Source organism: Streptomyces sp. NBC_00631 (genome assembly GCF_045206895.1).
GTDB lineage: Bacteria > Actinomycetota > Actinomycetes > Streptomycetales > Streptomycetaceae > Streptomyces.
Map to the genome: position 1 here is coordinate 8,050,387 of NZ_CP107734.1, position 26,205 is coordinate 8,076,591.

At 72.1% G+C, this 26,205-nt stretch carries 19 protein-coding genes and 1 riboswitch; of the genes, 13 read left to right on the forward strand and 6 right to left on the reverse strand.

Features of this window, described 5'->3' with window-relative positions:
• The first annotated feature begins 95 nt into the window (after positions 1–95).
• The 4 genes from OHB00_RS36975 to OHB00_RS36990 all read left to right on the forward strand — a co-directional run bounded on the left by OHB00_RS36975 (position 96) and on the right by OHB00_RS36990 (position 5,604).
• A complete protein-coding gene (locus tag OHB00_RS36975) occupies positions 96–1,886 on the forward strand; it encodes an FAD-dependent oxidoreductase (protein WP_406441414.1) in 1,791 nt (596 codons plus the stop codon).
• Positions 1,887–1,889: 3 nt separating this feature from the next.
• Positions 1,890–2,945, forward strand: a complete 1,056-nt coding sequence (locus OHB00_RS36980; protein ID WP_406441415.1) for a maleylacetate reductase — start codon at positions 1,890–1,892, stop codon at positions 2,943–2,945.
• A complete protein-coding gene (locus tag OHB00_RS36985) occupies positions 2,942–3,853 on the forward strand; it encodes an intradiol ring-cleavage dioxygenase (protein WP_406441417.1) in 912 nt (303 codons plus the stop codon). Before OHB00_RS36980 ends, OHB00_RS36985 begins: the two co-directional genes overlap by 4 nt.
• 671 nt (positions 3,854–4,524) lie before the next feature.
• Positions 4,525–5,604 (forward strand): CobW family GTP-binding protein, encoded by a 1,080-nt coding sequence (locus OHB00_RS36990; RefSeq protein WP_406446156.1) that lies wholly within the window; start codon positions 4,525–4,527, stop codon positions 5,602–5,604.
• On the opposite strand, the gene OHB00_RS36995 is transcribed toward OHB00_RS36990, so the two are convergent.
• Positions 5,601–8,057, reverse strand: coding sequence for a DNA topoisomerase (ATP-hydrolyzing) subunit A (locus OHB00_RS36995; RefSeq protein ID WP_406441419.1), 2,457 nt, complete (start codon positions 8,055–8,057; stop codon positions 5,601–5,603). The two genes, OHB00_RS36990 and OHB00_RS36995, sit on opposite strands and share 4 nt — an antisense overlap.
• A 278-nt stretch (positions 8,058–8,335) precedes the next feature.
• Here OHB00_RS36995 and OHB00_RS37000 point away from each other — a divergent pair, with 278 nt between their 5' ends.
• The 4 genes from OHB00_RS37000 (at position 8,336) to OHB00_RS37015 (ending at position 13,330) form a co-directional block, all read left to right on the forward strand.
• A complete protein-coding gene (locus tag OHB00_RS37000) occupies positions 8,336–9,730 on the forward strand; it encodes a M16 family metallopeptidase (protein WP_406441421.1) in 1,395 nt (464 codons plus the stop codon).
• Entirely contained in the window at positions 9,727–11,115 is a 1,389-nt protein-coding gene (locus OHB00_RS37005) for a M16 family metallopeptidase (protein ID WP_406441423.1), read from the forward strand. The genes OHB00_RS37000 and OHB00_RS37005 overlap by 4 nt, the downstream gene beginning before the upstream one ends.
• A gap of 201 nt (positions 11,116–11,316) precedes the next feature.
• A riboswitch (cyclic di-AMP (ydaO/yuaA leader) is annotated at positions 11,317–11,480 on the forward strand.
• A 12-nt stretch (positions 11,481–11,492) separates the two neighbouring features.
• Complete coding sequence (locus OHB00_RS37010) at positions 11,493–12,248, forward strand: M23 family metallopeptidase (protein ID WP_406441424.1); 756 nt, start codon at positions 11,493–11,495, stop codon at positions 12,246–12,248.
• A 386-nt stretch (positions 12,249–12,634) separates the two neighbouring features.
• Positions 12,635–13,330 carry a GntR family transcriptional regulator gene (locus OHB00_RS37015; protein WP_406441426.1) on the forward strand — a complete coding sequence of 232 codons (696 nt, stop codon included), beginning with the start codon at positions 12,635–12,637 and terminating at the stop codon, positions 13,328–13,330.
• Positions 13,331–13,646: 316 nt separating this feature from the next.
• On the opposite strand, the gene OHB00_RS37020 is transcribed toward OHB00_RS37015, so the two are convergent.
• On the reverse strand, positions 13,647–13,928 hold the full coding sequence (locus OHB00_RS37020; protein ID WP_406441428.1) for an HPr family phosphocarrier protein: 282 nt from the start codon (positions 13,926–13,928) through the stop codon (positions 13,647–13,649).
• Between the two features lie 176 nt (positions 13,929–14,104).
• Here OHB00_RS37020 and OHB00_RS37025 point away from each other — a divergent pair, with 176 nt between their 5' ends.
• The 4 genes from OHB00_RS37025 to OHB00_RS37040 all read left to right on the forward strand — a co-directional run bounded on the left by OHB00_RS37025 (position 14,105) and on the right by OHB00_RS37040 (position 19,826).
• Entirely contained in the window at positions 14,105–17,215 is a 3,111-nt protein-coding gene (locus tag OHB00_RS37025; protein WP_406441430.1) for a GNAT family N-acetyltransferase, read from the forward strand.
• Between the two features lie 136 nt (positions 17,216–17,351).
• Positions 17,352–17,948: a DUF5998 family protein gene (locus OHB00_RS37030; RefSeq protein WP_360517266.1), complete on the forward strand. Its 597-nt coding sequence runs from the start codon at positions 17,352–17,354 to the stop codon at positions 17,946–17,948.
• Complete coding sequence (locus OHB00_RS37035; protein ID WP_406441432.1) at positions 17,948–19,141, forward strand: alkaline phosphatase family protein; 1,194 nt, start codon at positions 17,948–17,950, stop codon at positions 19,139–19,141. Before OHB00_RS37030 ends, OHB00_RS37035 begins: the two co-directional genes overlap by 1 nt.
• 40 nt (positions 19,142–19,181) lie before the next feature.
• The gene (locus OHB00_RS37040) at positions 19,182–19,826 is read left to right on the forward strand and encodes a thymidine kinase (protein ID WP_406441434.1); all 645 of its coding nucleotides are present in this window, start codon (positions 19,182–19,184) and stop codon (positions 19,824–19,826) included.
• Between the two features lie 7 nt (positions 19,827–19,833).
• Here OHB00_RS37040 and OHB00_RS37045 read toward each other — a convergent pair whose 3' ends face one another.
• On the reverse strand, positions 19,834–20,637 hold the full coding sequence (locus tag OHB00_RS37045; protein WP_406441436.1) for a VOC family protein: 804 nt from the start codon (positions 20,635–20,637) through the stop codon (positions 19,834–19,836).
• A 313-nt stretch (positions 20,638–20,950) separates the two neighbouring features.
• Here OHB00_RS37045 and OHB00_RS37050 point away from each other — a divergent pair, with 313 nt between their 5' ends.
• Positions 20,951–21,793, forward strand: coding sequence for a sulfurtransferase (locus OHB00_RS37050; protein ID WP_406441438.1), 843 nt, complete (start codon positions 20,951–20,953; stop codon positions 21,791–21,793).
• A 75-nt stretch (positions 21,794–21,868) separates the two neighbouring features.
• Here the strand turns inward: OHB00_RS37050 and sepH are convergent, their stop codons facing one another.
• The 3 genes from sepH to OHB00_RS37065 form a co-directional block, all read right to left on the reverse strand.
• Entirely contained in the window at positions 21,869–22,906 is a 1,038-nt protein-coding gene (gene sepH / locus OHB00_RS37055; protein WP_406441440.1) for a septation protein SepH, read from the reverse strand.
• A gap of 670 nt (positions 22,907–23,576) precedes the next feature.
• Positions 23,577–24,896: a D-arabinono-1,4-lactone oxidase gene (locus OHB00_RS37060; protein WP_406441442.1), complete on the reverse strand. Its 1,320-nt coding sequence runs from the start codon at positions 24,894–24,896 to the stop codon at positions 23,577–23,579.
• The gene (locus tag OHB00_RS37065; RefSeq protein WP_406441444.1) at positions 24,856–26,094 is read right to left on the reverse strand and encodes an MFS transporter; all 1,239 of its coding nucleotides are present in this window, start codon (positions 26,092–26,094) and stop codon (positions 24,856–24,858) included. Before OHB00_RS37065 ends, OHB00_RS37060 begins: the two co-directional genes overlap by 41 nt.
• Positions 26,095–26,205: the final 111 nt, after the last annotated feature.

Below are 26,205 nucleotides of genomic sequence, written 5' to 3' on the forward strand. Positions count from 1 at the left end.
ACCGATTTCGGCCGTCCGCCACCCTCTTCCGCCGTAGCCGACCGGGACCGGGCGCACGCTGCCCTCAGAACCCCGCGAGAAGAAGGTGAGGGCCCATGCCCGACTTCAACGACGGTCAGCGCGAGACCGAACTTCCGGCATCGTCGCACGTGGAGACCGATGTCCTGATCGTCGGCTCCGGCCCGGCCGGCGCCTCGGCGGCCCTGTTCCTGTCGACCCTGGGTGTCGCCAACATCGTGATCACCAAGTACCGGTGGACCGCGAACACGCCTCGGGCGCACATCACCAACCAGCGGGCGATGGAGATCTTCCGCGACATGGGCATCGAGGACCAGGTGCTGGCCGACGCCACCGAGCACGCTCTCGTCGGTGACACCGTCTTCTGCACCTCCATCGCGGGCGAGGAGATCGGCCGTATCCACACCTGGGGCACCCGCCCCGACCGGGAGGCGGACTACCGGCTGGCCTCGCCCTGCCTCACCGTCGACATCCCGCAGACGTATCTCGAACCGATCCTCGTCAAGAACGCCACCGTCCGCGGCACCCAGACCCGCTTCTCCACCGAGTACCTCTCGCACACGCAGGACGACACGGGCGTCACGGTCCGGGTCCGCGACCGGCTCACCGGCCAGGAGTACGACATCCGGGCGAAGTACCTGATCGGCGCCGACGGCGCCCGCTCCCGGGTCGCCGAGGACATCGGCCTGCCCTACGAGGGCGCGATGGACATCGCCGGTTCGATGAACATCACCTTCAGGGCCGACATCGCGTCCTACGTCGGCCACCGGCCCTCCGTCCTGTACTGGGTGATCCAGCCGGGCGCCGAGGTCGGCGGCATCGGCGCCGGCCTGGTCCGGATGGTCCGCCCCTGGGACGAGTGGCTCATCGTGTGGGGCTACGACATCGACTCCGAGCCCCCGGTGGTCGACGAGGCCGAGGCGATCCGGATCGTGCGCCAGTTGCTGGGCATCCCGGACCTAGAAGTCGAGATCACCGGCACCAGCCTCTGGGGCAACAACGAGATGTACGCCACCCACCTCCACAAGGGCCGCGTCTTCTGCGCCGGTGACGCGGTCCACCGCCACCCGCCGAGCAACGGCCTGGGTTCGAACACCAGCGTCCAGGACTCCTACAACCTGGCCTGGAAGCTCGCCGCCGTACTGCGCGGACACGCCGACCCGTCGCTGCTGGAGACGTACTCGGCGGAGCGGGCGCCCGTCGCGAAGCGGATCGTCACCCGGGCCAACAAGTCCAGCCGCGAGTTCATCGACATCTTCCAGGCCCTCGGCGTCCTCGACGCCAAGGACGAGGACGAGATGCGGGTCCTGATCGAGGAGCGGAAGGCCAACACCCCCGAGGGCGCGGCCAAGCGGGCCGCCCTCGTGACGGCGATGGAGACCAAGAACTACGAGTTCAACGCGCACGGTGTCGAACTCGGCCAGTTCTACGAGTCCGCCGCCGTCGTCTCCGACGGCAGCCGCCCCGCCCCCAGCCGGGACGAGGACCTCTACCACGTCATGTCCACCAGCCCCGGCGCGCACCTCCCGCACGCCTGGGTCGGCGACCACGTCACCAAGCTCGCCCTGATGGACCTGGCGCCGTACACCCGCTGGACCCTGCTCACCGGCATCGCCGGCGAGGACTGGGCCGCCGCGGCCGGCAAGGTCGCGCAGGACCTCGGCATCCCGCTCGGCACCGTGGTGATCGGCCCCGGCCGTGAGGTGACGGACCTCTACTACGACTGGGCCAAGCTGCGCGAGGTCGAGGAGTCCGGCGCGATCCTGGTGCGCCCCGACAAGCACGTCGCCTGGCGCTCGACGAGCCTCGCCGACGACCCCGAGGCGGCGCTGCGCGACGCCCTCACCCAGCTCCTCGGGAAGGCCTGACCAGTGCGATTCCGCCACGAGACCCTGCCCCAGCGGGTCGTCTTCGCCCCGGGCGACGCACCGGCCGCGGTTGCGGCCGAGGTGGCGGCGCTGAAGGCGTCGAAGGTGATGCTCATCGCCGCCCCCGCGGAGGCGTCCCACGCCGACCGTGTCGGCGCGGACCTGCCGGTCGCGGTGCGCCACGACGAGGTCGTCATGCACGTGCCGGTCGACGTGGCCGAACGGGCCCGCAGGTCCGCCGCGGAGAGTGCCGTGGACGCGCTGGTGTGCGTCGGCGGCGGCTCCACGACCGGCCTGGCCAAGGCGGTCGCGCTGACCACCGGCCTGCCCGTGGTGGCCGTCCCCACCACGTACGCCGGCTCGGAGGCGACGAACGTCTGGGGCCTGACCGAGGGCGACGTGAAGACCACCGGCGTGGACCCGCGGGTCCTGCCGCGCTCGATCGTCTACGACGCCTCGCTGCTCCTCAGCCTGCCGGTCGAGCTCTCCGTGGCCAGCGGCCTCAACGCCCTGGCCCACTGCGTCGACTCCATGTGGGGCCCACGCGTCGACCCGATCGACCGGGCCCTGGCGACGGAGGGCATCCGGGGCCTGGCCCGGGGTCTGCCCGCCGTGGCCGCCGACCCGACCGGACTGGAGGGACGGGAACAGACCCTGTACGGCGCCTACCTGGCCGCCGTCGCCTTCGCCTCGGCCGGCTCGGGCCTGCACCACAAGATCTGCCATGTGCTGGGCGGCATGTTCAACCTGCCGCACGCCCAGACCCACGCGGTGGTTCTGCCGCACGTCCTCGCCTTCAACGCCCCGTCCGTGCCGGAGGCCGAGCGGCGCATCGCCGAGGCCTTCGGCAGCCCCACCGCGGTGGCGGGGCTCGCCGCACTGCGCGAGACGCTCCACGCCCCCCGCGCGCTGCGCGACCACGGCATGCCCGAGGACGGCATCGCCCGAGCGGTGGCGCCCGTCCTCGCCGCCGTCCCCGCCGGCAACCCCACTCCCGTCACCGCGGAGAACCTCACCGCGCTGCTGCGCGCGGCCTGGGAAGGAAGTGACCCCGCATGACCCTCCCGACCACCCCCGCCCACGACGTCCCGCCGGAGCAGGCGGCCCGCGAGGAAGACCTGATCGCGCGGGTGCAACGCTCCTTCGACGGCTGCGAGAACCCCCGCCTGAAGGAGCTGATGCAGGGGATCGTCAAGCACCTCCACGCGTTCCTGCGCGAGGTCCGCCCCAGCGAGGAGGAGTGGAGCAAGGGCATCGAGTTCCTCACCGCCGCCGGCCGGCTCACCGATGACAAGCGCCAGGAGTTCATCCTGCTCTCCGACACCCTCGGGGCGTCCATGCAGACCATCGCCATCAACAACGAGGCCTACGGCGACGCCACCGAGGCCACCGTCTTCGGTCCCTTCTTCGTCGAGGGGTCCCCGAGGATCGAGCCCGGCGGGGACATGTCCTTGGGGGCCGCCGGCGAACCGTGCCTGGTCGAGGGGACCGTCCGGGACATCGACGGCACCCCGGTCCCCGGAGCGAAGATCGAGGTCTGGGAGGCGGACGAGGACGGCTTCTACGACGTCCAGTACGACGACGACCGGGTGGCGGCCCGGGCGCACCTGTTCACGGAGGCCGACGGGGGCTACCGCTTCTGGGGCGTCACGCCGACGCCGTACCCGATCCCGCACGACGGCCCCGTGGGCAGGATGCTGGAGGCGACCGGTCGCTCGCCGATGCGGGCCTCGCACCTCCACTTCATGGTCGAGGCACCAGGGCGGCGGACCCTGGTGACCCACATCTTCGTGCGGGGCGACGAACTGCTCGACTCCGACAGCGTCTTCGGCGTCAAGGAGTCCCTGGTCAAGGACTTCGAGCGCCGACCGGCGGGCACCCCGGCACCGGACGGACGCGCCGTCGACGGCAGTTGGACACAGGTCCGCTTCGACATCGTCCTCGCCCCCGCCGACGGCCGAGGATGACGGGGGTCCGCGGCAGGTCCCGGTCTGCCGCGGACGGCCGCGAGTGGGCCCGTGGCGAACACCTGGGCGCTGGGGGCCCGGTCGGTCGCCTACGCTTCAGCCATGAGCACCGAGTCCGACGAGCCGCGCCTGGAGCAGCTGGAGCGGGCCATCGCTGTCCTGCGCGTCTTCGGCGGGAGCGTCCGCGTCTCACGGTGAGCGAGGTCGCGCAGCTCACCGACTCCACGCGTGCGTCCGTCCGGCGCATCCTTCTGACGTTCAAGGCACTCGGCTACATGCGCACCGACGGCCGGCACTTCTCGCTCACCCCGCGCATCCTCGAACTGGGATGGAGCTACTTCGAGTCCCTCGGAGTCGACGAGATCGCGAAGCCCCTGATGCGCGATCTGGTCGACGAGGCCGACGAGTCCTGTTCCATGGCCACCCTCGATCTGCCGGACATCGTCTACATCGCCAGGGTCCACACCAAACGTGTCATGACCATCGGTGGCGGCATCGGCTCGCGGCTGCCCGCCCACGCCACGGCGTCCGGCCTCGTGCTGCTCGGCACCCTCGGCGACGACGAGCTCGACGGACGCCGCCACCGCCGGCCGGAACGGGGCACGGGCGTGGCCCGGCCGTTTCCTATCCTGGAGGCCCGCCACCACCGCCCACGCGAAAGAGGCCCCCCGTTGGAGCAGCGCCCCACCTCCCGGCAGATCCCGGTAGTCGTCCTCGCCGGATTCCTGGGGTCCGGGAAGACCACGCTCCTCAACCACCTGCTGCATCGCAGCGGGGGCAGCCGGATCGGGGCGATCGTCAATGACTTCGGGGCCATCGAGATCGACGCGATGGCCGTGGCCGGGGCCCTCGGCGACTCGACCGTCTCCCTCGGCAACGGGTGCCTGTGCTGTGCCGTCGACCCCGGTGAACTGGACGTCTACCTGGAGCGCCTTGCGCGCCCCGCCACCGGTGTCGACGTCATCGTGATCGAGGCCAGCGGTCTCGCCGAACCCCAGGAACTCGTCCGGATGCTGCTCGCCAGCGAGCATCCCGGGATCGTCTACGGCGGCCTGGTCGAGGTCGTCGACGCCGCCGAGTTCGACGGCACGCGCGCGAAGCACCCCGAGATCGACCGGCATCTGGCTCTCGCCGACCTGGTCGTCGTCAACAAGCTCGACCAGGCCGCGGCGGGCGGCGAGCGCGTCCTCGGGCTCGTGCGGTCGCTCAGCGACCGCGGGGCCGCCGTCGTCCCGGCGACCTACGGCCGGATCGACCCCGAGTTCCTGTTCGACTGCCGCCCCGGCGAGGAGCGCATCGGACAGCTGTCCTTCGACGACCTGCACGACCGCCACGGCCACGACGACGACGGCACCCACGAGGGACACCTGCACACCGCCTACGACAGCCTGTCCTTCGCCTCCGAGCTGCCCCTCGACCCCCGTGGGCTGATGACCTTCCTCGACGGCCGGCCCGAGGGGCTCTACCGGATCAAGGGGTACGTCGACTTCGGGCCGTACGACACGCGCAACCGGTACGCCGTGCATGCCGTGGGCCGGTTTCTGCGGTTCTACCCCGAAGCCTGGGGACCCGGCGAGGAGCGGCTCACGCAACTCGTACTGATCGGCTCCGGCATCGACGCGGCCGCGCTGCGCAAGGAGCTGGAGGCGTGCACGAACGACGCCCCACACGCCGACGAACACGGCATGTGGGGCGTCCTGCGGTATGTACAGGGCCTGGCGGAAGGCCCCGACGACGGGGACGAGGCCTAGACCGGACCCGCCACCACCGACACCGTCTTCGCGAGCGACACGCCGGAGCCGTCGCGGCGGGGGTCGATCTCCGGGAGGTCGGCCGGGGTGCCGGTCTTCTGGGCCGCCTTCGCCGGGACCGGGCCCGCCCAGGCGAAGGACAGGCAGTCCTCGCCCTTCAGGAACCGCTGGCAGCGCACGCCACCGGTGGCCCGGCCCTTGCGCGGGTACTGGTCGAACGGGGTCAGCTTGGCCGTGGTCTGCACCGAGTCGTCGAGCGTGCCGCGCGAGCCGGCCACCGTGAAGACGACCGCGTCGGCCGCCGGGTCGACGGCCGTGAAGGAGATGACCTTCGCGCCCTCCGTGAGCTTGATGCCCGCCACACCGCCCGCCGGGCGGCCCTGCGGGCGCACCTGGGAGGCCTGGTAACGCAGCAGTTGTGCGTCGTCCGTGATGAAGACCAGGTCCTCCTCGCCGGTGCGCAGCTCCACCGCGCCGACGATCCGGTCGCCCTCCTTGAGGGTGATGACCTCCAACTCGCCCTTGTTGGACGGGTAGTCGGGGACCACACGCTTGACCACGCCCTGTTCGGTGCCGAGGGCGAGACCCGGCGAGGACTCGTCAAGCGTGGTCAGGCAGACCACCGACTCGCCGTCCTGAATCGAGAGGAACTCGGAGAGCGGCGCGCCGCCCGCGAGGTTGGGGGCGGTCGCGGTCTCCGGGAGCTGGGGGAGGTCCACGACGTTGATGCGCAGCAGGCGGCCCGTCGAGGTCACCGCCCCGACCTCGCCGCGCGCGGTCGCGGGAACCGCCGAGACGATGACGTCGTGCTTGGCGCGCCTGCCGTCGGTGTCCTCCGGGAACGGCTCGCCGTTCATCGTGCGCGCCAGCAGGCCCGTCGAGGACAGCAGCACCCGGCACGGGTCGTCGGCCACCTGGAGCGGCACCACGGCCGCCGCGGCGCCCGACGCCTCCAGCAGGACCGTGCGCCGCTCGGTGCCGAACTTCTTGGCCACCGCGGCCAGTTCCGCCGAGACCAGCTTGCGCAGCTCCGCGTCCGAGTCCAGGATCCGGGTCAGCTCGGCGATCTCCGCCGTGAGCTTGTCCTTCTCCGCCTCCAGCTCGATGCGGTCGTACTTGGTCAGGCGGCGCAGGGGCGTGTCGAGGATGTACTGCGTCTGGATCTCCGACAGCGAGAACCGCTCCATCAGCCGCTGCTTGGCCTCCGCGCTGTTCTCGCTGGAGCGGATCAGCCGGATGACCTCGTCGATGTCGACGAGGGCGGTGAGCAGGCCCTCCACCAGGTGCAGCCGGTCGCGACGCTTGCCGCGGCGGAACTCGCTGCGCCGGCGGACCACGTCGAAGCGGTGGTCGAGGTAGACCTCAAGAAGCTCCTTCAGGCCCAGCGTGAGCGGCTGGCCGTCCACCAGCGCCACGTTGTTGATACCGAAGGACTCCTCCATCGGCGTCAGCTTGTAGAGCTGCTCCAGGACCGCCTCCGGCACGAAACCGTTCTTGATCTCGACGACCAGGCGCAGCCCGTGCTCGCGGTCGGTGAGGTCCTTGACGTCGGCGATGCCCTGCAGCTTCTTGGCGTTGACCAGGTCCTTGATCTTGCCGATGACCTTCTCGGGGCCGACCGTGAACGGCAGTTCGGTGATGACCAGGCCCTTGCGGCGGGCCGTCACCGTCTCCACCGCCACCGTGGCCCGGATCTTGAAGGTGCCGCGGCCCGTCTCGTACGCGTCCCGGACGCCCTCCAGGCCGACGATCCGGCCGCCGGTGGGCAGGTCGGGGCCCGGGACGTGCTTCATCAGCGTGTCCAGGTCCGCGTTCGGGTAGCGGATCAGGTGGCGGGCGGCCGCGATCACCTCGCCGAGGTTGTGCGGCGGCATGTTGGTCGCCATGCCGACCGCGATGCCCGACGAGCCGTTGACCAGCAGGTTCGGGAAGGCGGCGGGCAGCGCCACCGGCTCCTGCTCCTGGCCGTCGTAGTTGGGCGCGAAGTCGACCGTGTCCTCGTCGATCGACTCGGTCATCAGGCTGGTCGCCTCGGCCATCCGGCACTCGGTGTACCGCATGGCGGCCGGCGGGTCGTCGTTGCCCAGCGAGCCGAAGTTGCCGTGGCCGTCGACCAGCGGGACGCGCATCGAGAACGGCTGGGCCATGCGCACCAGCGCGTCGTAGATCGACGAGTCGCCGTGCGGGTGCAGCTTGCCCATCACCTCGCCGACCACGCGCGCGCACTTCACATAGCCGCGCTCGGGGCGCAGCCCCATCTCGTTCATCTGGTAGACGATCCGCCGGTGCACCGGCTTGAGGCCGTCGCGGGCGTCCGGCAGGGCGCGCGAGTAGATGACCGAGTACGCGTACTCAAGGTAGGAGCCGCGCATCTCGTCCACGACGTCGATGTCGAGGATCCTCTCCTCGAACGCGTCGTCGGGCGGCGGGGTCTTCGTGCTGCGGCGGGCCATCGCTGCCGGCTCCTTGCTCATGCGTGAACGGATCTGACGCAGACCATTGTGGACCGCGGCACTGACAACCCGGGCCAGAGCCCGGGCGCCGCGGACCGCCCCGGTGTCGGAAGCCGTCACAGGGCGGGTGGGACGCAGGCTACGCGATCCGCGCGCACGATCCGCTGTGGGCGTACGTCGTGCGGGAACTTCGCCGGGTCCCCGCACGCTTGCATACAGTGGCAGGACCGGCAGAAAAACCGCGGTTCGAGACCGCGTCCGCGAGCGAAGGGACGTACATGCCCATGGGTCACACGACCACGGCCGAGACAGGCTCCGGAGGCCTGGCAGCGACCGAGCACCGCTTGGCCAACGGTCTGCGCGTGGTGCTCTCCGAGGACCACCTGACCCCGGTCGCGGCGGTCTGCCTCTGGTACGACGTCGGTTCCCGGCACGAAGTCAAGGGCCGTACCGGCCTGGCTCACCTTTTCGAGCACTTGATGTTCCAGGGCTCCGCCCAGGTGACGGGCAACGGCCACTTCGAGCTCGTCCAGGGCGCCGGCGGCTCGCTCAACGGCACCACGAGCTTCGAGCGCACCAACTACTTCGAGACCATGCCCACCCACCAGCTGGAGCTCGCCCTCTGGCTGGAGGCCGACCGCATGGGCTCCCTGCTCGCCGCCCTCGACGACGAGTCGATGGAGAACCAGCGGGACGTCGTCAAGAACGAGCGCCGCCAGCGCTACGACAACGTCCCCTACGGCACCGCCTTCGAGAAGCTGACCGCGCTCGCCTACCCGGAGGGCCACCCCTACCACCACACGCCGATCGGCTCGATGGCGGACCTGGACGCGGCCACCCTGGAGGACGCGCGCGCGTTCTTCCGCACCTACTACGCGCCCAACAACGCCGTCCTGTCGGTCGTCGGCGACATCGACCCGGAGCAGACACTCGCCTGGATCGAGAAGTACTTCGGTTCCATCGCGGCGCACGACGGCAAGCCCACCCCGCGCGACGGCTCGCTGCCCGACGTCATCGGCGAGCAGCTGCGCGAGGTCGTCGTGGAGGAGGTGCCCGCGCGCGCGTTGATGGCCGCCTACCGGCTCCCGGAGGACGGCACGCGCGCGTCCGACGCGGCCGATCTGGCCCTCACCGTCCTCGGCGGCGGCGAGTCCTCCCGCCTCTACAACCGCCTGGTGCGGCGCGACCGTACGGCCGTCGCCGCCGGCTTCGGGCTGCTGCGGCTCGCCGGGGCGCCCTCCCTGGGCTGGCTCGACGTGAAGACCTCCGGTGACGTCGAGGTGCCGGTCATCGAGGCCGCCATCGACGAGGAGCTCGCCCGGTTCGCCGCGGAGGGCCCCACGCCCGAGGAAATGGAGCGCGCTCAGGCCCAGTTGGAGCGCGAGTGGCTGGACCGGCTCGGCACCGTCGCGGGCCGCGCCGACGAACTGTGCCGGTTCGCCGTCCTGTTCGGCGACCCGCAGCTCGCCCTGACCGCCGTCCAGCGCGTTCTCCAGATCACCCCCGAGGAGGTCCAGGAGGTCGCCAAGGCCCGCCTGCGTCCCGACAACCGCGCGGTGCTCGTCTACGAACCCAAGTCCCCGGAGGCGGTGGAGGACGCCGACGTACCCGAGGACCCCGAGGCCGAAGCCACGGTCGAAGCCGGCGACAACGACGAGGAGACGGCCAAGTGACCGAGCTCGCCACCATGGACTTCCACCCCCAGCCGCAGCCGGGCGAGGCCAGGCCCTGGGCCTTCCCCGCCCCCGAGCGCGGCACCCTGGACAACGGCCTGACCGTGCTGCGCTGCCACCGCCCCGGCCAGCAGGTCGTCGCCGTCGAGGTGCTCCTGGACGCGCCCCTGGACGCCGAGCCGGCCGGCCTGGACGGCGTCGCCACGATCATGGCGCGCGCTTTCTCCGAGGGCACCGACAAGCACGCCGCCGAGGAGTACGCCGCCGAGCTGGAGCGGGCCGGCGCCACCCTCGACGCGCACGCCGACCACCCCGGCGTCCGCGTCAGCCTGGAGGTCCCGGCCTCCCGGCTGGCCAAGGGTCTCGGGCTGCTCTCCGACGCCCTGAGGGCGCCCGCCTTCGCCGAGAGCGAGGTCGAGCGGCTGGTCCGCAACCGCCTGGACGAGATCCCGCACGAGCTGGCCAACCCCAGCCGCCGGGCCGCCAAGGAGCTCTACAAGGAGCTGTTCCCGTCGACCGCGCGGATGTCCCGTCCGCGCCAGGGCACCGAGGACACCGTCGAGAAGATCGACGCGGCTGCCGTCCGCGCGTTCTACGACCGGCACGTCCGACCCGCCACGGCCACCGTGGTCGTCGTCGGCGACCTGACCGGCATCGACCTGGACGAGCTGCTCGGCGAGACCCTGGGCGCCTGGCGCGGCTCCACCGCCCAGCCCCGGCCGGTCCCGCCGGTCACCGCCGACGACACCGGCCGGGTCGTCATCGTGGACCGGCCAGGCGCCGTCCAGACCCAGCTGCTCATCGGCCGCGTCGGCCCCGACCGGCACGACCGCGTCTGGCCCGCCCAGGTGCTCGGCACCTACTGCCTGGGGGGCACCCTCACCTCCCGCCTGGACCGCGTCCTGCGCGAGGAGAAGGGCTACACCTACGGCGTCCGCTCCTTCGGGCAGGTCCTGCGTTCCGCCCCCGACGGCACCGGCGCCTCGATGCTCGCCATCAGCGGCTCCGTGGACACCCCGAACACCGGCCCGGCACTGATGGACCTGTGGACGGTGCTGCGCACGCTCGCGGCCGAGGGCCTCACGGACGCCGAGCGCGACGTGGCCGTGCAGAACCTCGTCGGGGTGGCGCCGCTCAAGTACGAGACGGCGGCGGCCGTCGCCGGCACCCTGGCCGACCAGGTCGAGCAGCACCTGCCGGATGACTTCCAGGCCACGCTCTACCGGCAACTCGCCACCACCGGCACGGTGGAGGCCACCGCGGCGGTCGTGAACGCCTTCCCGGTGGACCGTCTGGTGACCGTCCTCGTCGGGGACGCGGCACAGATCAAGGAGCCAGTCGAGGCGCTCGGGATCGGCGAAGTCACGGTCGTCGCGGCGGAGTAGCCCCACGCGGTTCCACGCGCGCGTGCGGAGCCCTGGTGACCGTCGGTCACCAGGGCTCTCGTATGTCCGAATTGGGGCGGAGGTTGCCTGTCTGCCCTGTGGGATGCGCTACAAAAACCGTGATCCGTTTGGGTATTGAAAGCAGCCCCTCATAGGTTCTTCCGGGCTGTCCGTCAGGCAGTACGCCGCGCCCGCGGCACCGGACAGCCATCGCCGAGTCCCCGTACGGCGCGAGCCAGGGGAGCCGGGGACCCACGCAGTCCCTGGGGTGAATCGGGCGCCCGCGCGTGTCGCGAGGGGGCCCGTAGGAGACCTTCCTGCTCCGAACCCGTCAGCTAACCCGGTAGGCGAGAGGGAAGGAAAGGACCAGCCTCTACATGGCGTTCATGTGCGCCTCCGGGAAGCACCGTCGTCCCGGCCGGGTGAAGCGCACCACCGCGCAGGCCGCCGGTATCGCGGCCCTCACCACCACGGGTGTCATCGGCACCGTCTCCGCCGCCCCGGCGCTCGCCGCCGAGAACTCCGTCGAGCAGACCGGCCTCACCCCGGTCATCACGATCAGCGACTCCGTCGCCGAGCAGATCGACGCCCAGGCCGCGGCCCAGAAGGCCGTCGCCGAACGCAAGGCGGCCGAGGAGGCCGCCCGCGAGAAGGCCGCCGAGCAGGCCAGGAAGGAGCGCGCGGCCAAGGCACGCGCCGCCCGTGCGGCCGAGCGCAAGCGCCTGAACACCTTCGTCGCGCCGATCAGCGACTCCTACGTCTCCACCGGCTACAAGACCGGCGGCTCCCTGTGGTCCTCCGGCGCCCACACCGGCATCGACTTCCACGCCGCGAGCGGCACCGTGGTGCACGCGGTCGGAACCGGCACGGTCGTCTCCACCGGCTGGGGCGGGGCGTACGGCAACGAGATCGTCATCAAGATGGCCGACGGCATGTACACCCAGTACGGCCATCTCTCCTCCATCGGCGTCTCGGTGGGCCAGAAGGTCACCCCCGGCCAGCAGATCGGCCTCTCCGGCGCGACCGGCAACACCACCGGCCCCCACCTCCACTTCGAGGCCCGCACCACCCCGGACTACGGCTCCGACGTCGACCCGGTCGCCTATCTCCGCAAGCACGGCGTGAACGTCTGACGGGAGCCGGACAGGGGCGCCGCGCCTGGGCCGACGTGGTCGCGATGCGTGCGGATGCGTCGTGGCTGGTTGCGCAGTTCCCCGCGCCCCTTTCGGGGCGCTGCGCGTGACGCGCCCCGAAAGGGGCGCGGGGAACTGCGCGAGCAACCCCCACGCACCCGTACCCGACCAGCGAGGCGAACCGCTGCCAGTCCGGCGACAACGACTCGTGAGATGTTCCGAAGCCCCGACCCCCGCGCCGGGGCTTTCGTCGTTTTCGTGCCCCGGCTGTCCAAAATATATCCCTGGATTCCGGCCCGCCGTCGGAAATTCCCGCTCATTGCAATAGAGTCACGGAACGGACGCCACTCGGCGGCGTTTCACGGGGATTAAGGCGGAGGTCGGTCATGCGTATTCCGGCGCACTCGGTATGCACGGCGATCCGGGACGACATCGTCGCGGGGGTCCACGAGCGGGGCAGCCGGCTCACCGAGGAACTCCTGGCCCGCCGCTACGGCGTCTCGCGCGTCCCGGTCCGCGAGGCCCTGCGCACCCTGGAGGCCGAGGGCTTCGTGGTGACGCGCCGGCACGCGGGCGCGTGCGTCGCCGAACCGAGCGAGCAGGAGGCCGCCGACCTGCTGGAGATGCGCACGCTCCTGGAGCCGCTCGGCGCCTTTCGGGCCGCCCAGCGCCGCTCCGAGGCCCACCTCAAGGTGCTGCGCGGACTGGTCAGGCTGGGCCAGGAGCGGGCCAGGCGCGGTAACAGCGAGGACCTGCGCTCCCTGGGCGGCTGGTTCCACGAGACGCTCGCCCAGGCCTCCGGCAGCCACGCCCTGACCTCGACGCTGACCCAGCTGCGGCACAAGATCACCTGGATGTACACGGTGGAGACACCCGCCAACCCCGTGGAGTCATGGACGGAGCACGGCGCCATCGTGGACGCGGTGGCGCGCGGCGACGGCGAGCGCGCCCGGGCGATCACGGCACTGCACACCGAGCGCTCGACGGCCTCCCACCGGCTCCGCTTCCCCGGCCCCACCGAACGGGCGAACGGTGTGAGGACTTCGCAACACCCCGTAAACATGTCGGGCCTGCGGCATTAACAAGCGCGCCGTATACAAAGAGGTGTTATTCGGTGGGGGTCTGTTTTCTGTGCCCGAATTCGTGCGCGCCGGGAATTAACGCTCGCGCCTCTTTCGTGTGCCCGCGGTAAAGCCGGGCGTAAGCCGGGTCCGGGGCCTTCACAAACTACTGGGCGGGGCCTTCACAAACGCTCGGGGACTTCGTGGAGCCGTGTGCCGCCCCGTCGTGAAGCCGTGGCCGGCTGCCAGGGAATCGCGGCGCAGGTCCGGGCGGACGACGGGGCCGCGCCGACCCCGTGGGAGTCGGCGCGGCCCCGGACGTGCGGGTGCTGGATGCTCAGACGGTCTCGGGGAGCTCCTCAAGACCTTCGGCGACCAGCTTGGCCAGGCGGTCGAGGGCGACGTCCGCGCCCTCGGCCTCGGAGGCGAGGACGACTTCCTCGCCGCCCTGGGCGCCCAGCCCCAGGACAGCCAGCATGGAGGCCGCGTTGACGGGGTTGCCCCCGGCCTTGGCGATCGTGACCGGGACGCCTGCGGCCGTGGCGGCTCGGACGAAGATGGAAGCGGGGCGGGCGTGGAGGCCCTCGGCCCAGCCGACGTTGACGCGGCGCTCAGCCATGTGATGCTGCCCTTCGGTGTTCAGGGTTGTCTAGACCAGTTTTCCATATCGTGAAGCATCCCCGGAGCGGGTGTGAGCCCCTCCGGGTGTGTCGCCGGACCGCGGCCTCGGTCCGGCTTCCGTCCTCCACAGACTGCCTCGCGCCGTTGTCGGACGCGAGCCGTACTCTGGGGCCCATGCAGACCCCGGCGGACCCGCAGGACCGGCACGAGTACCCGTCCCACTGGGAGGCCGACGTGGTGCTGCGCGACGGCGGTACCACACGCATCCGGCCCATCACCGTTGATGACGCCGACCGCCTGGTCAGCTTCTACGAGCAGGTCTCGGACGAGTCGAAGTACTACCGCTTCTTCGCGCCCTACCCCAGGCTCTCCGCCAAGGACGTCCACCGCTTCACGCACCACGACTTTGTGGACAGGGTGGGACTCGCGGCCACCATCGGCGGCGAGTTCATCGCAACCGTACGCTATGACCGCATTGGCGCCGACGGGACGCCCGCCACCGCGCCCGCCGACGAGGCCGAGGTCGCCTTCCTCGTCCAGGACGCCCACCAGGGGCGGGGTGTGGCCTCCGCCCTCCTTGAGCACATCGCGGCCGTCGCGCGCGAGCGCGGGATCCGGCGCTTCGCCGCCGAGGTGCTGCCCGCCAACAGCAAGATGATCAAGGTGTTCACGGACGCCGGCTACACCCAGAAGCGCAGCTTCGAGGACGGCGTCGTCCGCCTGGAGTTCGACCTGGAGCCCACCGACCGCTCCCTCGCCGTGCAGCGCGCCCGGGAGCAGCGTGCGGAGGCCCGTTCGGTACGACGGCTGCTGGCGCCCGGTTCCGTGGCCGTGATCGGCGTCGGCCGCGCGCCCGGCGGGGTCGGCCGCAGCGTCCTCGGCAACCTCCGGGACGCCGGCTACACCGGCCGCCTGCACGCCGTGAACCAGGCCTTCCCGGACGACCTCAAGGAGGTCGACGGGGTGCCCGCGCACCGCTCGGTGCGGGACATCGACGGCCCTGTCGACCTCGCGGTGGTCGCCGTGCCCGCCGAGCGCGTGCCCGAGGCCGTCACCGAGTGCGGCGAACACGGCGTCCAGGGACTCGTCGTCCTCGCGGCCGGCTACGCGGAGAGCGGCCCCGACGGCCGCGAGCGCCAGCGCGCGCTCGTCCGGCAGGCGCGCACGTACGGCATGCGCATCATCGGCCCCAACGCCTTCGGGATCATCAACACCGCGGACGCCGTCAGGCTGAACGCCTCCCTCGCACCCGAGATGCCCCGCCCGGGCCGCATCGGCCTGTTCGCGCAGTCCGGCGCCATCGGCATCGCCCTGCTGTCCCGGCTGCACCGGCGGGGCGGCGGTGTCACCGGCACCACGGGCGTCTCCACCTTCGTGTCGTCCGGCAACCGCGCGGACGTCTCCGGCAACGACGTCCTCCAGTACTGGTACGACGACCCCGAGACCGACGTCGTCCTCATGTACCTGGAGTCCATCGGCAACCCGCGCAAGTTCACCCGCCTCGCCCGGCGGACGGGGACCGCGAAGCCACTGGTCGTGGTCCAGGGCGCGGGGCAGGCCCCGCCGGGCCACGCGGTACGGGCGACGCGGCTGCCGCACGCGACGGTGTCCGCGCTGCTGAGGCAGGCCGGGGTGATCCGCGTCGACACGATCACCGAGCTGGTCGACGCGGGGCTGCTGCTCGCGCGGCAGCCGCTGCCGGCGGGACCGCGGGTGGCGATTCTCGGGAACTCGGAATCGCTCGGGCTGCTGACGTACGACCGTTGCCTGGCGGAGGGGCTGCGCCCGGCCCGGCCGCTGGACCTGACGACCGGGGCGACCGCGGCGGACTTCCACCGGGCGCTGTCGCGGGCGCTGGCGGACCAGTCGTGCGACGCGGTGGTCGTCACGGCGATTCCGACGATCGGGGAGGGGACGGTCGGGGACGCGGAGCTGGCGGAGGCGCTGCGGTCGGCGGCCGAGGAGGTTCCCGGGAAGCCTGTGCTGGTGGTGCACGTGGAGCTCGGGGGGCTTGCGGAGGCGCTTTCGGCCGCGGGCCGTACCGCACCCACCGCCGGTGCGATGGCACCCGGCACTGGTGGCGGTGCCCACCCGTTCCGCCCTGCGGAACGCCTGCCCACCGCGGGAGGGGAACGCCTGCCTACCGCGGGAGGGGAACGCCTGCCTACCGCGGGAGGGGAACGCCTGCCTACCGCGGGAGGGGAACGCCTGCCTACCGCGGGAGGGGAACGCCTGCCTACCGCGGGATCGGAACGAGGGCCCGCCGGGGGAGCGGAACGCCTGCCCGTCGCGGGAGGGGAACGCCTGCCTACCGCGGGGGCGGAACGAGGGCCCGCCGCGGGGGCGGAACGCCTGCCCGCCGCGGGAGGGGAACGCCTGCCCGCCGTGGCACCGGCGAAGCCCCCTGCCCCCCACCCCTACTCCCGCCTCATCCCCGCCTACCCCGCCGCCGAACGCGCCGTGCGTGCTCTCGCCGAGGCCGTGAGGTACGGGCAGTGGCGGCGGGCGGCCGCCGAGCCCGGGAAGGTGCCCGAGTACGACGACATCGACGAGAGAGGCGCCGCCGAGCTGATCGGCGCGCTGCTGGAGCGGGGGGAGGGGCTCACCATCGGCGCAGAGGAGACCTGCCGGCTCCTGGGCACGTACGGCATCGGCGTGCACCGCGCGCTGCCCGCCCCCACCCCCGAGGCCGCCGTCGAAGCCGCCCGTACCCTCGGCTGTCCCGTCGCCCTCAAGGCCACCGCCCCCCACCTGCGCCACCGCGCCGACCTGGGCGGAGTGCGGCTCGACCTGGCGGACGAGGAGCAACTGCGCCGGGCGTACGACGAGTTGAGCCAGCTGTTCGGGCCGCCCGAGGAGCTGCGGCCGGTGGTGCAGCGGATGGCGCCCCGGGGCGTCGACACCGTCGTACGGGCCGTGATCGACCCGGCTGCCGGGGCCGTGGTCTCCTTCGGCCTCGCCGGGGCCGCCTCGCAGCTGCTCGGGGACATGGCACACCGGCTGGTTCCGGTCACCGACCGGGACGCGACCTCGCTGGTGCGTTCGATCCGGACCGCGCCCCTGCTGTTCGGCTGGCGCGGCTCGGCCCCCGTCGACACCCCCGCCCTGGAGGAGCTGCTGCTCAGGGTCTCCCGGCTGGTCGACGACCACCCCGAGGTGGTCGCGGTCACTCTGGAACCGGTCGTGGTCGCGCGGGAGGGCGTGAGCGTCCTGGGAGCCACCGTGCGCCTCGCGCCACCGCCGGCCCGCGACGATCTGGGCCCGCGCACCCTGCCCGCCTACTGAACCGACCCCGAACCGCCCGCCGGCCGGGAGGAACGCCCCTACCCGTCGGCGGCGTTCGACGCGGCCGCGCGCGACGGGCGCGGCGTCGGACGCGGTCGTGCGCGACTGGCCCGGGTCCCCTTGACCACGGATTAGGATGGACGCCATGGCCAAGACCAGTACGACGACCCAGGGGCTGCGCGTCGCGATCGAGCGCAGCGGCTACTACCCGGCCCTCGTGGCCGAGGCGGTGGAGGCCGCAGTGGGCGGCGAGCCGATCCGGTCGTACCTGGTCCACCAGGAGACGACGTTCGACCAGAACGAGGTGCGGCGGCATGTGACGGTGCTCGTCCTCACCGGCAACCGTTTCATCGTCAGCCACACCGACGAGCAGGCCGCCGACAGCACCTCCCCGACCCCGTACGCCACCACCTCCACCGAGTCGGTCAAGCTCGGCCGGATCTCGTCGGTCGTGGTCAGCCGGGTGGTGGCCAACCCGGAGCAGTACACGCCGGGCACCCTGCCCCGCGAGATCGTGCTGACCATCGGCTGGGGCGCCGTCTCCCGCATCGACCTGGAGCCCGCCGCCTGCGGCGACCCCAACTGCGAGGCCGACCACGGCTACACCGGCAGCTCCACGGCGGACGACCTCAGCCTGCGGGTCAGCGAGGCCGGGGACGGCCCGGAGACGGTGCGCCAGGCGCTCGCCTTCGCGCAGGCCATCTCCGAGGCGACCGCGGACGTCACCCGCTGATGGCGTACGCCGCCTGGGACCATCCCGAACCGCTCGCCCTCGGCTCCGCACCGCTGCCCGAGTACGGCAGCGGTTCCCTCGCCGACCTGCTGCCCACCCTGGCCGCGGGCATGGCCGTACCCGGAATGACCGCGTCGATCACGGAGCTGACGCCCGCCGACCGCAACTGCGTCTTCCTGATCGACGGACTCGGCTGGGAGCAGATCAGGGCCCACCCGGACGAGGCGCCCTTCCTCACCGCGCTGCTCGGCAGCTCGCGCGGCGGCACGGGCCGGCCGATCACCGCCGGCTACCCGGCGACCACCGCGACCTCCCTCGCCTCCGTCGGCACCGGCCTGCCGCCCGGCGCCCACGGCCTGCCGGGCTACACGGTCCGCAACCCGCAGACCCAGCAGCTGATGAACCAGCTGCGCTGGCAGCCCTGGACCGACCCGGCCGCCTGGCAGCCGTACCCCACCGTCTTCCAGCTCGCCCAGGACGCCGGCGTGCACGCGGCCCAGGTGTCCTCCCCGGCCTTCGAGCGCACCCCGCTCACCAAGGTCGCGCTCAGCGGCGGAACGTTCCACGGACGGCTGACCGGCGAGGAGCGCATGGACCTCGCGGCGGACCAGCTCGCCGCCGCCGACCGCTCCCTGGTGTACACCTACTACGCCGAACTGGACGGAGCGGGGCACCGCTACGGCGTCGACTCCGACACCTGGCGCGGCCAGCTCATGCACGTCGACCGGCTCGTCCAGCGGCTCGCCGAACAGCTCCCGGCGCGCAGCGCGCTGTACGTCACCGCCGACCACGGCATGGTCGACATCCCGTTCGACGAGCAGCACCGCATCGACTTCGACGAGGACTGGGAGCTGCGCGCCGGCGTCGCCCTGCTCGGCGGCGAGGGGCGGGCCCGGCACGTCTACGCGGTGCCCGGTGCCGCGGGCGACGTCCTGACCTGCTGGCGCGAGGTGCTCGGCGAGCAGTTCTGGGTGGCCTCCCGGGACGAGGCGATCACGGCGGGCTGGTTCGGCCCGCCGGACCGGTTCGACGAGCGGGTGTACGAGCGGATCGGCGACGTCGTCGCGGCCGCGCACGACGACGTCCTGATCATCGCCTCCGAGCGGGAGCCCAAGGAGTCGGCGATGGTCGGCAACCACGGCTCCATGACCCCCGCCGAGCAGCTTGTGCCGCTGCTCGAAGTACGCTCCTGACACCCTGGCCCACCACTGACCGAAAGGTGCTCAACTCCCCATGCCCGAGCTGGTGTTCTTCTCCGGAACGATGGACTGCGGGAAGTCGACGCTGGCTCTGCAGATCGAGCACAACCGGTCGGCGCGCGGCCTCGTCGGCATGATCTTCAGCCGCGACGACCGCGCGGGCCACGGCAAGCTCTCCTCCCGCCTCGGGCTGGTCACCGACGCCGTGGAGGTCGAGGACGGCCAGGACCTGTACGCGTACCTGGTCGACCACCTCTCGCAGGGCGGCCGAGCGGACTACGTCATCGCCGACGAGGCGCAGTTCCTGGCGCCGGAGCAGATCGACCAGCTCGCGCGCGTGGTCGACGATCTGGGCCTGGACGTCTACGCGTTCGGCATCACCACCGACTTCCGCTCCAAGCTGTTCCCCGGCTCCCAGCGGCTGGTGGAACTGGCCGACCGGGTCGAGGTGCTCCAGGTGGAGGCCCTGTGCTGGTGCGGCGCCCGCGCCACCCACAACGCCCGCACGGTCGACGGCGAGATGGTCGTCGAGGGCGCCCAGGTGGTCGTGGGGGATGTCAACGGGTCGGCCGGAAAGGTCGGTTACGAGGTCCTGTGCCGTCGCCACCACCGCAGGCGCATGACCAGCGCCACGGCCCGCGCCGCGGCACTGTCCCCCGACGTACTGCCGGTCCCGTAGCGCCGGCTCAGCGCGGACTCTGGATCACCGAGAAGACCGCGCCCTCCGGGTCGGCCACCGTCGCGACCCGTCCGTGTGCGCTGTCCCGGGCCGGTTTCAGCACCTGGCCGCCCAGTTCGGGGACGTCCCGCAGGGTCGCGTCCGCGTCGGCCACCTCGAAGTACGTCAGCCAGTGCGGCCCCCGGTCCCGGGGCAGCGAGAGGCCGACGCCGTGGAGGCCGGCCACCGGGCGGCCCCCGACGTGCAGGGTCACGTAGTCGAAGTCGGCGGACACCACCGGCTCCTCCTCGTATCCGAACACCGTCTCGTAGAACTTGGCGATACTCGACGTCTCGAAGGTGAGCAACTCGTCCCAGACGGGTGTGCCCGGGACGCCGGTCAGGGAGGTGCCGAGGTGGGCCGAGGCCTGCCAGATGCCGAACACCGCGCCCGAGGGGTCGCAGGCGATGGCCATCCGCCCGGCCTCGGCCGCGTCGAGCGGGCCGACACCCACCGTTCCCCCGCACAGCCGGGCCGTCTCCGCCGTCAGATCCACGTCGTCCGAGGCGAAGTAGGGCGTCCAGGCGATCGGCAGATGCAGGTCCGGCGGGAGCTGCCCGATGCCCGCGACCTCCCGGCCGTCGAGCAGGGCCCGCACACAGGGGCCGAGCTGCTGGGGTCCGGGCTCGAACTCCCAGCCGAACAGGGCTCCGTAGAACTCCTCGGTCGCCGTCAAGCCGTGCACCATCAGACTCACCCAGCAGGGGGTGCCGGGCGCGCGCCGAGCGTGCGTGTCGCCGTTCGGACCGGCCGCTCCCCGTACCTCGGTCATCGTCACTCTCTCCTCGGCCCCTCGCGGTGGCCGTGTCGCTTCCGCTGTCCGGACCGGTTGTGCCGCAGTCGCGGACACGCCCCGTGCCGATGCTCGCACCCTCCGTGGCGCCGTGCGTCCACGGCCGTGGGGCGGCTTCGCCGCGAGGATGCCTGATCTGCCGTTTCTCGCCCGTTTCCGGTCGATTGCCGCCGGGTGTCCATCAGCTGTACAGCATGTGCCCGATCCCGTACGCCCGGTGATCGAGCCTGTCCGGCCGAGCAGAGTAGTCGTACCTGGACGATGCGGCCACCCCTGGCGTAAGGATGGGGCCATGGAAGCCATCATCACCGCAACCGAACTCGCCGACGACCTGACCGGGCCGAACCCGCCCGTACTGCTGGACGTCCGCTGGCAGCTGACCGCGCCCGGCACGCCGCCCTTCGACGGCCGGGCGGCCTACGCGGCCGGGCATCTGCCGGGCGCCGTTCATGTGCGCCTGGACGGCGAACTCGCCGCGCCGCCCGGCGCGAACGGCCGGCATCCGCTGCCCGACCTGGCCGTCTTCGGCGCGGCGATGCGCCGCGCGGGGGTGTCGGCGGGCCGGCCGGTCGTGGTCTACGACGGCGGACAGGGCTGGGCGGCCGCGCGCGCCTGGTGGCTGCTGCGCTGGACGGGTCACCCGGACGTGCGGGTCCTCGACGGCGGGTTGCCGTCCTGGGAGGGCGCTCTTTCGACAGACGTGATCTCGCCGGTCGAAGGTGACTTCGAACCTGTCCCGGGTGCGAGGCAGTTGCTCGACGCGGACGGGGCGGCGGCGCTGGCCCGCTCGGGGGTGCTGTTCGACGCCCGCGCGGGGGAGCGGTACCGGGGTGAGGTGGAGCCCATCGACCGGGTCGGCGGTCACATCCCGGGCGCGGTGTCGGCGCCGACCACCGAGAACGTCGGCGCGGACGGCCGCTTCCTGCCCGCCGCCGAACTCCGCGACCGCTTCAAGGGCCTGGGCGCCTCCGAGGGGGCCGAGGTGGGCGTGTACTGCGGCTCGGGTGTCTCCGGCGCCCACGAGGTGCTGGCGCTGGCCGTCGCGGGCATCGAGGCGGCGCTGTACGTCGGTTCGTGGTCGGAATGGTCCGCCGACCCGTCCCGCCCGGTGGCGGTCGGCCCCGACCCGCAGTAGCGGAACGGGAAGAGGGGGCACGCACGCGTGCCCCCTCTTCGTACGGCCGTACGACCCGTTCCTGATCCCGCTTGCTTACTCCTGCTTCTTGCGCCGTGTCCCGAAGACGATCTCGTCCCAGCTCGGCACCGCGGCCCGGCGGCCGGGGCGGACGCCGTCGGCCTCGGCCTGGCGGTCGGTGGCGCCGATCAGCCGGTCGCGGTGGCTGCCGACGGAGCGGGGCATGAGGACGTCCGCGTAGGCGGAGCCGGCCGAGGCCGCCGGGGCCGGAGGCTCCTCCTGTGCGGGTTCCGGAGCGGGCTCCTCCGGGATCTCCACGGGGCGCTCCGGGACCACCATGTCGCCCCGGAAGCTCGGCACCGCCTCCAGGAGGCTGGTCAGCGAGTCGCGTTCGCCGGTCGTCTCCTCGGCCGGTTCGGACGACTGTGCGGGCAGGGCCGGCCGCTCGCGGTCCCGGTCGCCGGGACGGTCCAGCGGACGGTCGCGCGGCAGCCGCGCGATGCGCGGTACGAACGGAAAGCTGGGCTCCGGTACGGCGAGGTCGTCGGACTCGCCGATCAGCGAGCGTGCCTCGTCGTCGACCGCCTGAACGAGCCGCCGGGGCGGGTCGTAGGTCCAGCTCGCCGAGTGCGGTTCGCCCGCGACCCGGTAGACGAGCAGGACCTCCCAGGTGCCGTCGTCGCGGCGCCAGGAGTCCCACTGCACGGTGTCCTTCTCGGCGCCGCGCAGTACCAGTCGCTCCTGCACGGCCTCGCCGAGCAGGGGCCCGGAATTCTCGCCGGGCCGGCGGACGGGCGTCTTGCGAGCCCGCTCGGCCATGAAGGCGCGCTCGGCCAGTACCGGACCCTCGAAGCGCCGCACCCGGTCGACGGGGATCCCGGCGAGCTGCGCGACCTCTTCCGCCGTCGCGCCCGCCCGTATCCGCGCCTGGATGTCTCGGGGTCGGAGATGGCTCTCGACCTCGATCTCGATCTGACCGAGCCGGGGCCGGTCGCCGCGCACGGCGGCACGGAGCCGTTCGTCGATCGGAAGGGTGTACTCCGTAGAGTCGGCAGCCTTGAGCACCAGCCGTGTGCCGTCATTGGAGACGGCCACGACACGCAGTTCGGGCATGGGGACCTCCCGGGTGGTGCCTGCCGACGTCACGTGCGTCGCTGCTTCCGCTAGTCGAGTGTGGCCTGCCCGGGTGCAGCCTGCCACAACCTTGCCGAGTTGCCCGGCGTGTCGGGCACGGGCCCTGGACCGCCGTTATGGCACGGTTACCTATTCGCAACGCTAAGTGACCAACTCCATCACCCTGTGCAACTAGCCCCCTCCCGGCGGTCCTGCAAGGCCTCGGACGCCCTGGCGGGAGACCGGACCCAGGGCTCGCAACAGTACTCCATTCGGGCCACGTGCGTGGATTGGCGCGCCGCCCAACTTCTGGCAACAACCGCCTCCCGGCCGTAGTTTGCCCGCCGGGGGCGATCTTGAACGTGGCACACTTCACGCAATCCTCAGAAACGGAACCAATGGTTTCGTTCGTACGTCCCCTTCTTCCGCCGCCGATCGAACAAGTGCGGGAAGAGTGGGCGAGGTTCGGGAACGCACGAAAGGCCTGGTTCCGGTGACGAGACCGGCGCGGGGGAGGGCCCGGGGCGGGTCGGCCTCAACGCGCCCGGGGCGCGGTCGGCGTGGGGCGGGGAGGGTGCAAGCGCCCCCGGTGCCCGGTGGGTTCACGCTCCTCCGGGCGCATCCGTGAGCGGGGAGCCGAGGACGCCCCCCGCGCCCGCCCGGTCCCCGGCTACTGGCCCAGGACCCTCCGCAGATAGTCGTTCTGGAACAGCCGGTTCGGATCGAGCCGATCCCGCAGCGCCGTGAACTCGCCGAAGCGGGGGTAGGCCTTCGCGAAGTACTCCGCGTCCCTCGTGTGCACCTTGCCCCAGTGCGGGCGCCCCTCGTGCGCGACGAAGATGCGCTCGGCGGCGGTGAAGTACGCCTGGTACGGCGTGCCCCGGAACATGTGCACGGCGATGTACGCGCTGTCCCGGGCGGAGGCGGTGGACAGGGCGATGTCGTCGGCCGGGGCGGTGCGGACCTCGACCGGGAAATTGACCTTGAGACCGGAACGCTCGACCATCGCCTTCAGTTCCCGCAGCGTGTCCACCAGCGCCTCGCGCGGAACGGCGTACTCCATCTCCACGAAGCGCACCCGGCGCGGGGATGTGAAGACCTTGTACGGGATGTCCGTATAGGTCCGCGCGGACAGTGCTGTGCTGGAGATCCGGGCGATCGTCGGCACGACGGCGGGCGCCGCACGGCCGAGCAGCTGGGCGCCGTGGAAGACGCCGTTGGAGAGGAACTCGTCCTCGAACCAGCCGGCCAGCCGGCTCACCGGCTGCGGCGGCCCCGCGCTGCGGTTGTTGCGCTTGGTGTTGGTGTTGCCGGTGTGCGGGAACCAGTAGAACTCGAAGTGCTCGTTCTCGGTGCGGAGCTGGTCGAACTCGGCGAGGACCCGGTCCAGGGGCATCGGCTCCTCGCGCGCGGCGAGCAGGAAGACCGGCTCCACCGCGAAGGTGATCGCGGTGACGATACCGAGGGCGCCCAGGCCGAGCCGGGCAGCCGTGAAGACCTCCGGATTCTCCTTCTCGGAGCAGGTGAGCACCGAGCCGTCGGCGGTGACGAGCTCAAGTTCCTTGATCTGGGCGGCGAGCGAGGCGGACTCCCGGCCGGTGCCGTGGGTGCCGGTGCTGGTGGCCCCGGAGACCGTCTGCTCCATGATGTCGCCCATGTTGGTCAGCGACAGGCCCTCGCGGGCCAGCGCCACATTGAGCCTCTTGAGCGGGGTACCGGCCTCGACCGTGACGGTCATGGCCCTGCGGTCGATGTTGCGGATGCCCGTCAGCAGTTGAGGGCGGATCGAGACACCGTCGGTCGCGGCGATCGCCGTGAAGGAGTGGCCGCTGCCAACCGCCTTCACCTTCAGGCCGTCCTCCGCCGCCTGCCGTACGGCCGCCGCGAGTTCGTCCACGGAGGCGGGCGTGACCTCCCGCGCGGGACGGACGGTGACATTCCCTCCCCAGTTACGCCACGTGCCGCTCTTCCCGCTCGCTGTGCTGCCCAACGGTGCCTCCCCGACCCGTGACCGGCCTGCTGAGCCGGCGGTACCCGAGGAAACCGACCGCGACCGCGACGGCCCCGGACACGGCCGGAACCCCGTACCCGGCACGGGCGCCGGCCGCGTCGATCACCCAGCCGGCGACCGAGGAGCCGAGCGCCACCCCGACCGCGAGGCCGGTGCTCACCCAGGTCATGCCCTCGGTGAGTTTCGCGCGAGGTACGTGCTTTTCGATGAGGGACATCGTCGTGATCATCGTCGGTGCGATGGACAGGCCCGCAACGAACAGCGCCACGGCCAGAAGCGGCAAGTTTCCGACCAGTAGGAGGGGGATCATACTCACGGCCATCGCACATATGCCCAGCAGCCACCTGCGCTCCGCTCTCCCCGCGAACCGCATGAGCCCGAAGACGGCGCCGGCCGCGCAGGAACCCGCCGCGTACAGCGCCAGGACGACGCTGGAGGCGCCCTTGTGGCCGCGTTCGTCGGCGAAGGCGACAGTCACCACGTCCACCGCCCCGAAGATGGCTCCGGTGGCGACGAAGGTCGCCACCAGCACCTGGAGGCCGGGTGCGCGCAGCGCCGAACCGTCGCCGTGGTGCCCGCGCGGGTGCGGCTCGGGCTCGGTGTCGCGCTGGGCGGTCAGCCAGAAGACGCCGGCCGCGAGGAAACCGGCGGCCAGCAGCGGGCCCGCCTCCGGGAACCAGGTCGTGGACAGGCCGATGGAGAGGATCGGCCCGAAGATGAAGCACACCTCGTCGACGACCGACTCGAACGAGTAGGCGGTGTGCAACTGCGGGGTGCCCCGGTAGAGGGCGGCCCAGCGGGCCCGGATCATCGCGCCCAGGCTCGGCACCGCGCCGATCCCCGCGGCGCACACGAACAGCACCCAGTCCGGCCACCCGTAGTGCGCGGAGAACAGCAGCGCGGCCGCCGCGGCGAGCGCGAGCAGGGTGGCGGGGCGCAGGACCCGGCGCTGGCCGTGCTGGTCGACCAGCCGGGACACCTGCGGCCCGATCGCCGCGGCGGACAGCGCGATGGTGGCCGACAGTGCGCCCGCGAGCCCGTACCGACCGCTGAGCTGGGAGATCATCGTGACCACGCCGATGCCCATCATGGACAGCGGCATCCGGCCGACGAAGCCGGCGGCGGAGAAGCCCTTGGTGCCGGGGGCGGCGAAAAGGGCGCGATAAGGGCTGGGCACGGGGTCTCCGACGGCTGTACTGGGTAAGGCGTGACTGCGGCTGATACAGCTTACGAGCGAGAGGGCCCGGGTGCACCCGCCCGGCACCAGGGATAAACCTCCCGAATCCGA

What these genes read in the sequence shown, in the direction of transcription:
- OHB00_RS36975 (WP_406441414.1), top strand. Translation starts at nt 96, where the DNA reads ATGCCCGACTTCAACGACGGTCAGCGCGAGACCGAACTTCCGGCATCG.
- OHB00_RS36985 (WP_406441417.1), top strand. Translation starts at nt 2,942, where the DNA reads ATGACCCTCCCGACCACCCCCGCCCACGACGTCCCGCCGGAGCAGGCG.
- OHB00_RS36995 (WP_406441419.1), bottom strand. Translation starts at nt 8,057, where the DNA reads ATGGCCCGCCGCAGCACGAAGACCCCGCCGCCCGACGACGCGTTCGAG.
- OHB00_RS37000 (WP_406441421.1), top strand. Translation starts at nt 8,336, where the DNA reads ATGCCCATGGGTCACACGACCACGGCCGAGACAGGCTCCGGAGGCCTG.
- OHB00_RS37010 (WP_406441424.1), top strand. Translation starts at nt 11,493, where the DNA reads ATGGCGTTCATGTGCGCCTCCGGGAAGCACCGTCGTCCCGGCCGGGTG.
- OHB00_RS37015 (WP_406441426.1), top strand. Translation starts at nt 12,635, where the DNA reads ATGCGTATTCCGGCGCACTCGGTATGCACGGCGATCCGGGACGACATC.
- OHB00_RS37020 (WP_406441428.1), bottom strand. Translation starts at nt 13,928, where the DNA reads ATGGCTGAGCGCCGCGTCAACGTCGGCTGGGCCGAGGGCCTCCACGCC.
- OHB00_RS37025 (WP_406441430.1), top strand. Translation starts at nt 14,105, where the DNA reads ATGCAGACCCCGGCGGACCCGCAGGACCGGCACGAGTACCCGTCCCAC.
- OHB00_RS37030 (WP_360517266.1), top strand. Translation starts at nt 17,352, where the DNA reads ATGGACGCCATGGCCAAGACCAGTACGACGACCCAGGGGCTGCGCGTC.
- OHB00_RS37035 (WP_406441432.1), top strand. Translation starts at nt 17,948, where the DNA reads ATGGCGTACGCCGCCTGGGACCATCCCGAACCGCTCGCCCTCGGCTCC.
- OHB00_RS37040 (WP_406441434.1), top strand. Translation starts at nt 19,182, where the DNA reads ATGCCCGAGCTGGTGTTCTTCTCCGGAACGATGGACTGCGGGAAGTCG.
- OHB00_RS37045 (WP_406441436.1), bottom strand. Translation starts at nt 20,637, where the DNA reads ATGACCGAGGTACGGGGAGCGGCCGGTCCGAACGGCGACACGCACGCT.
- OHB00_RS37050 (WP_406441438.1), top strand. Translation starts at nt 20,951, where the DNA reads ATGGAAGCCATCATCACCGCAACCGAACTCGCCGACGACCTGACCGGG.
- sepH (WP_406441440.1), bottom strand. Translation starts at nt 22,906, where the DNA reads ATGCCCGAACTGCGTGTCGTGGCCGTCTCCAATGACGGCACACGGCTG.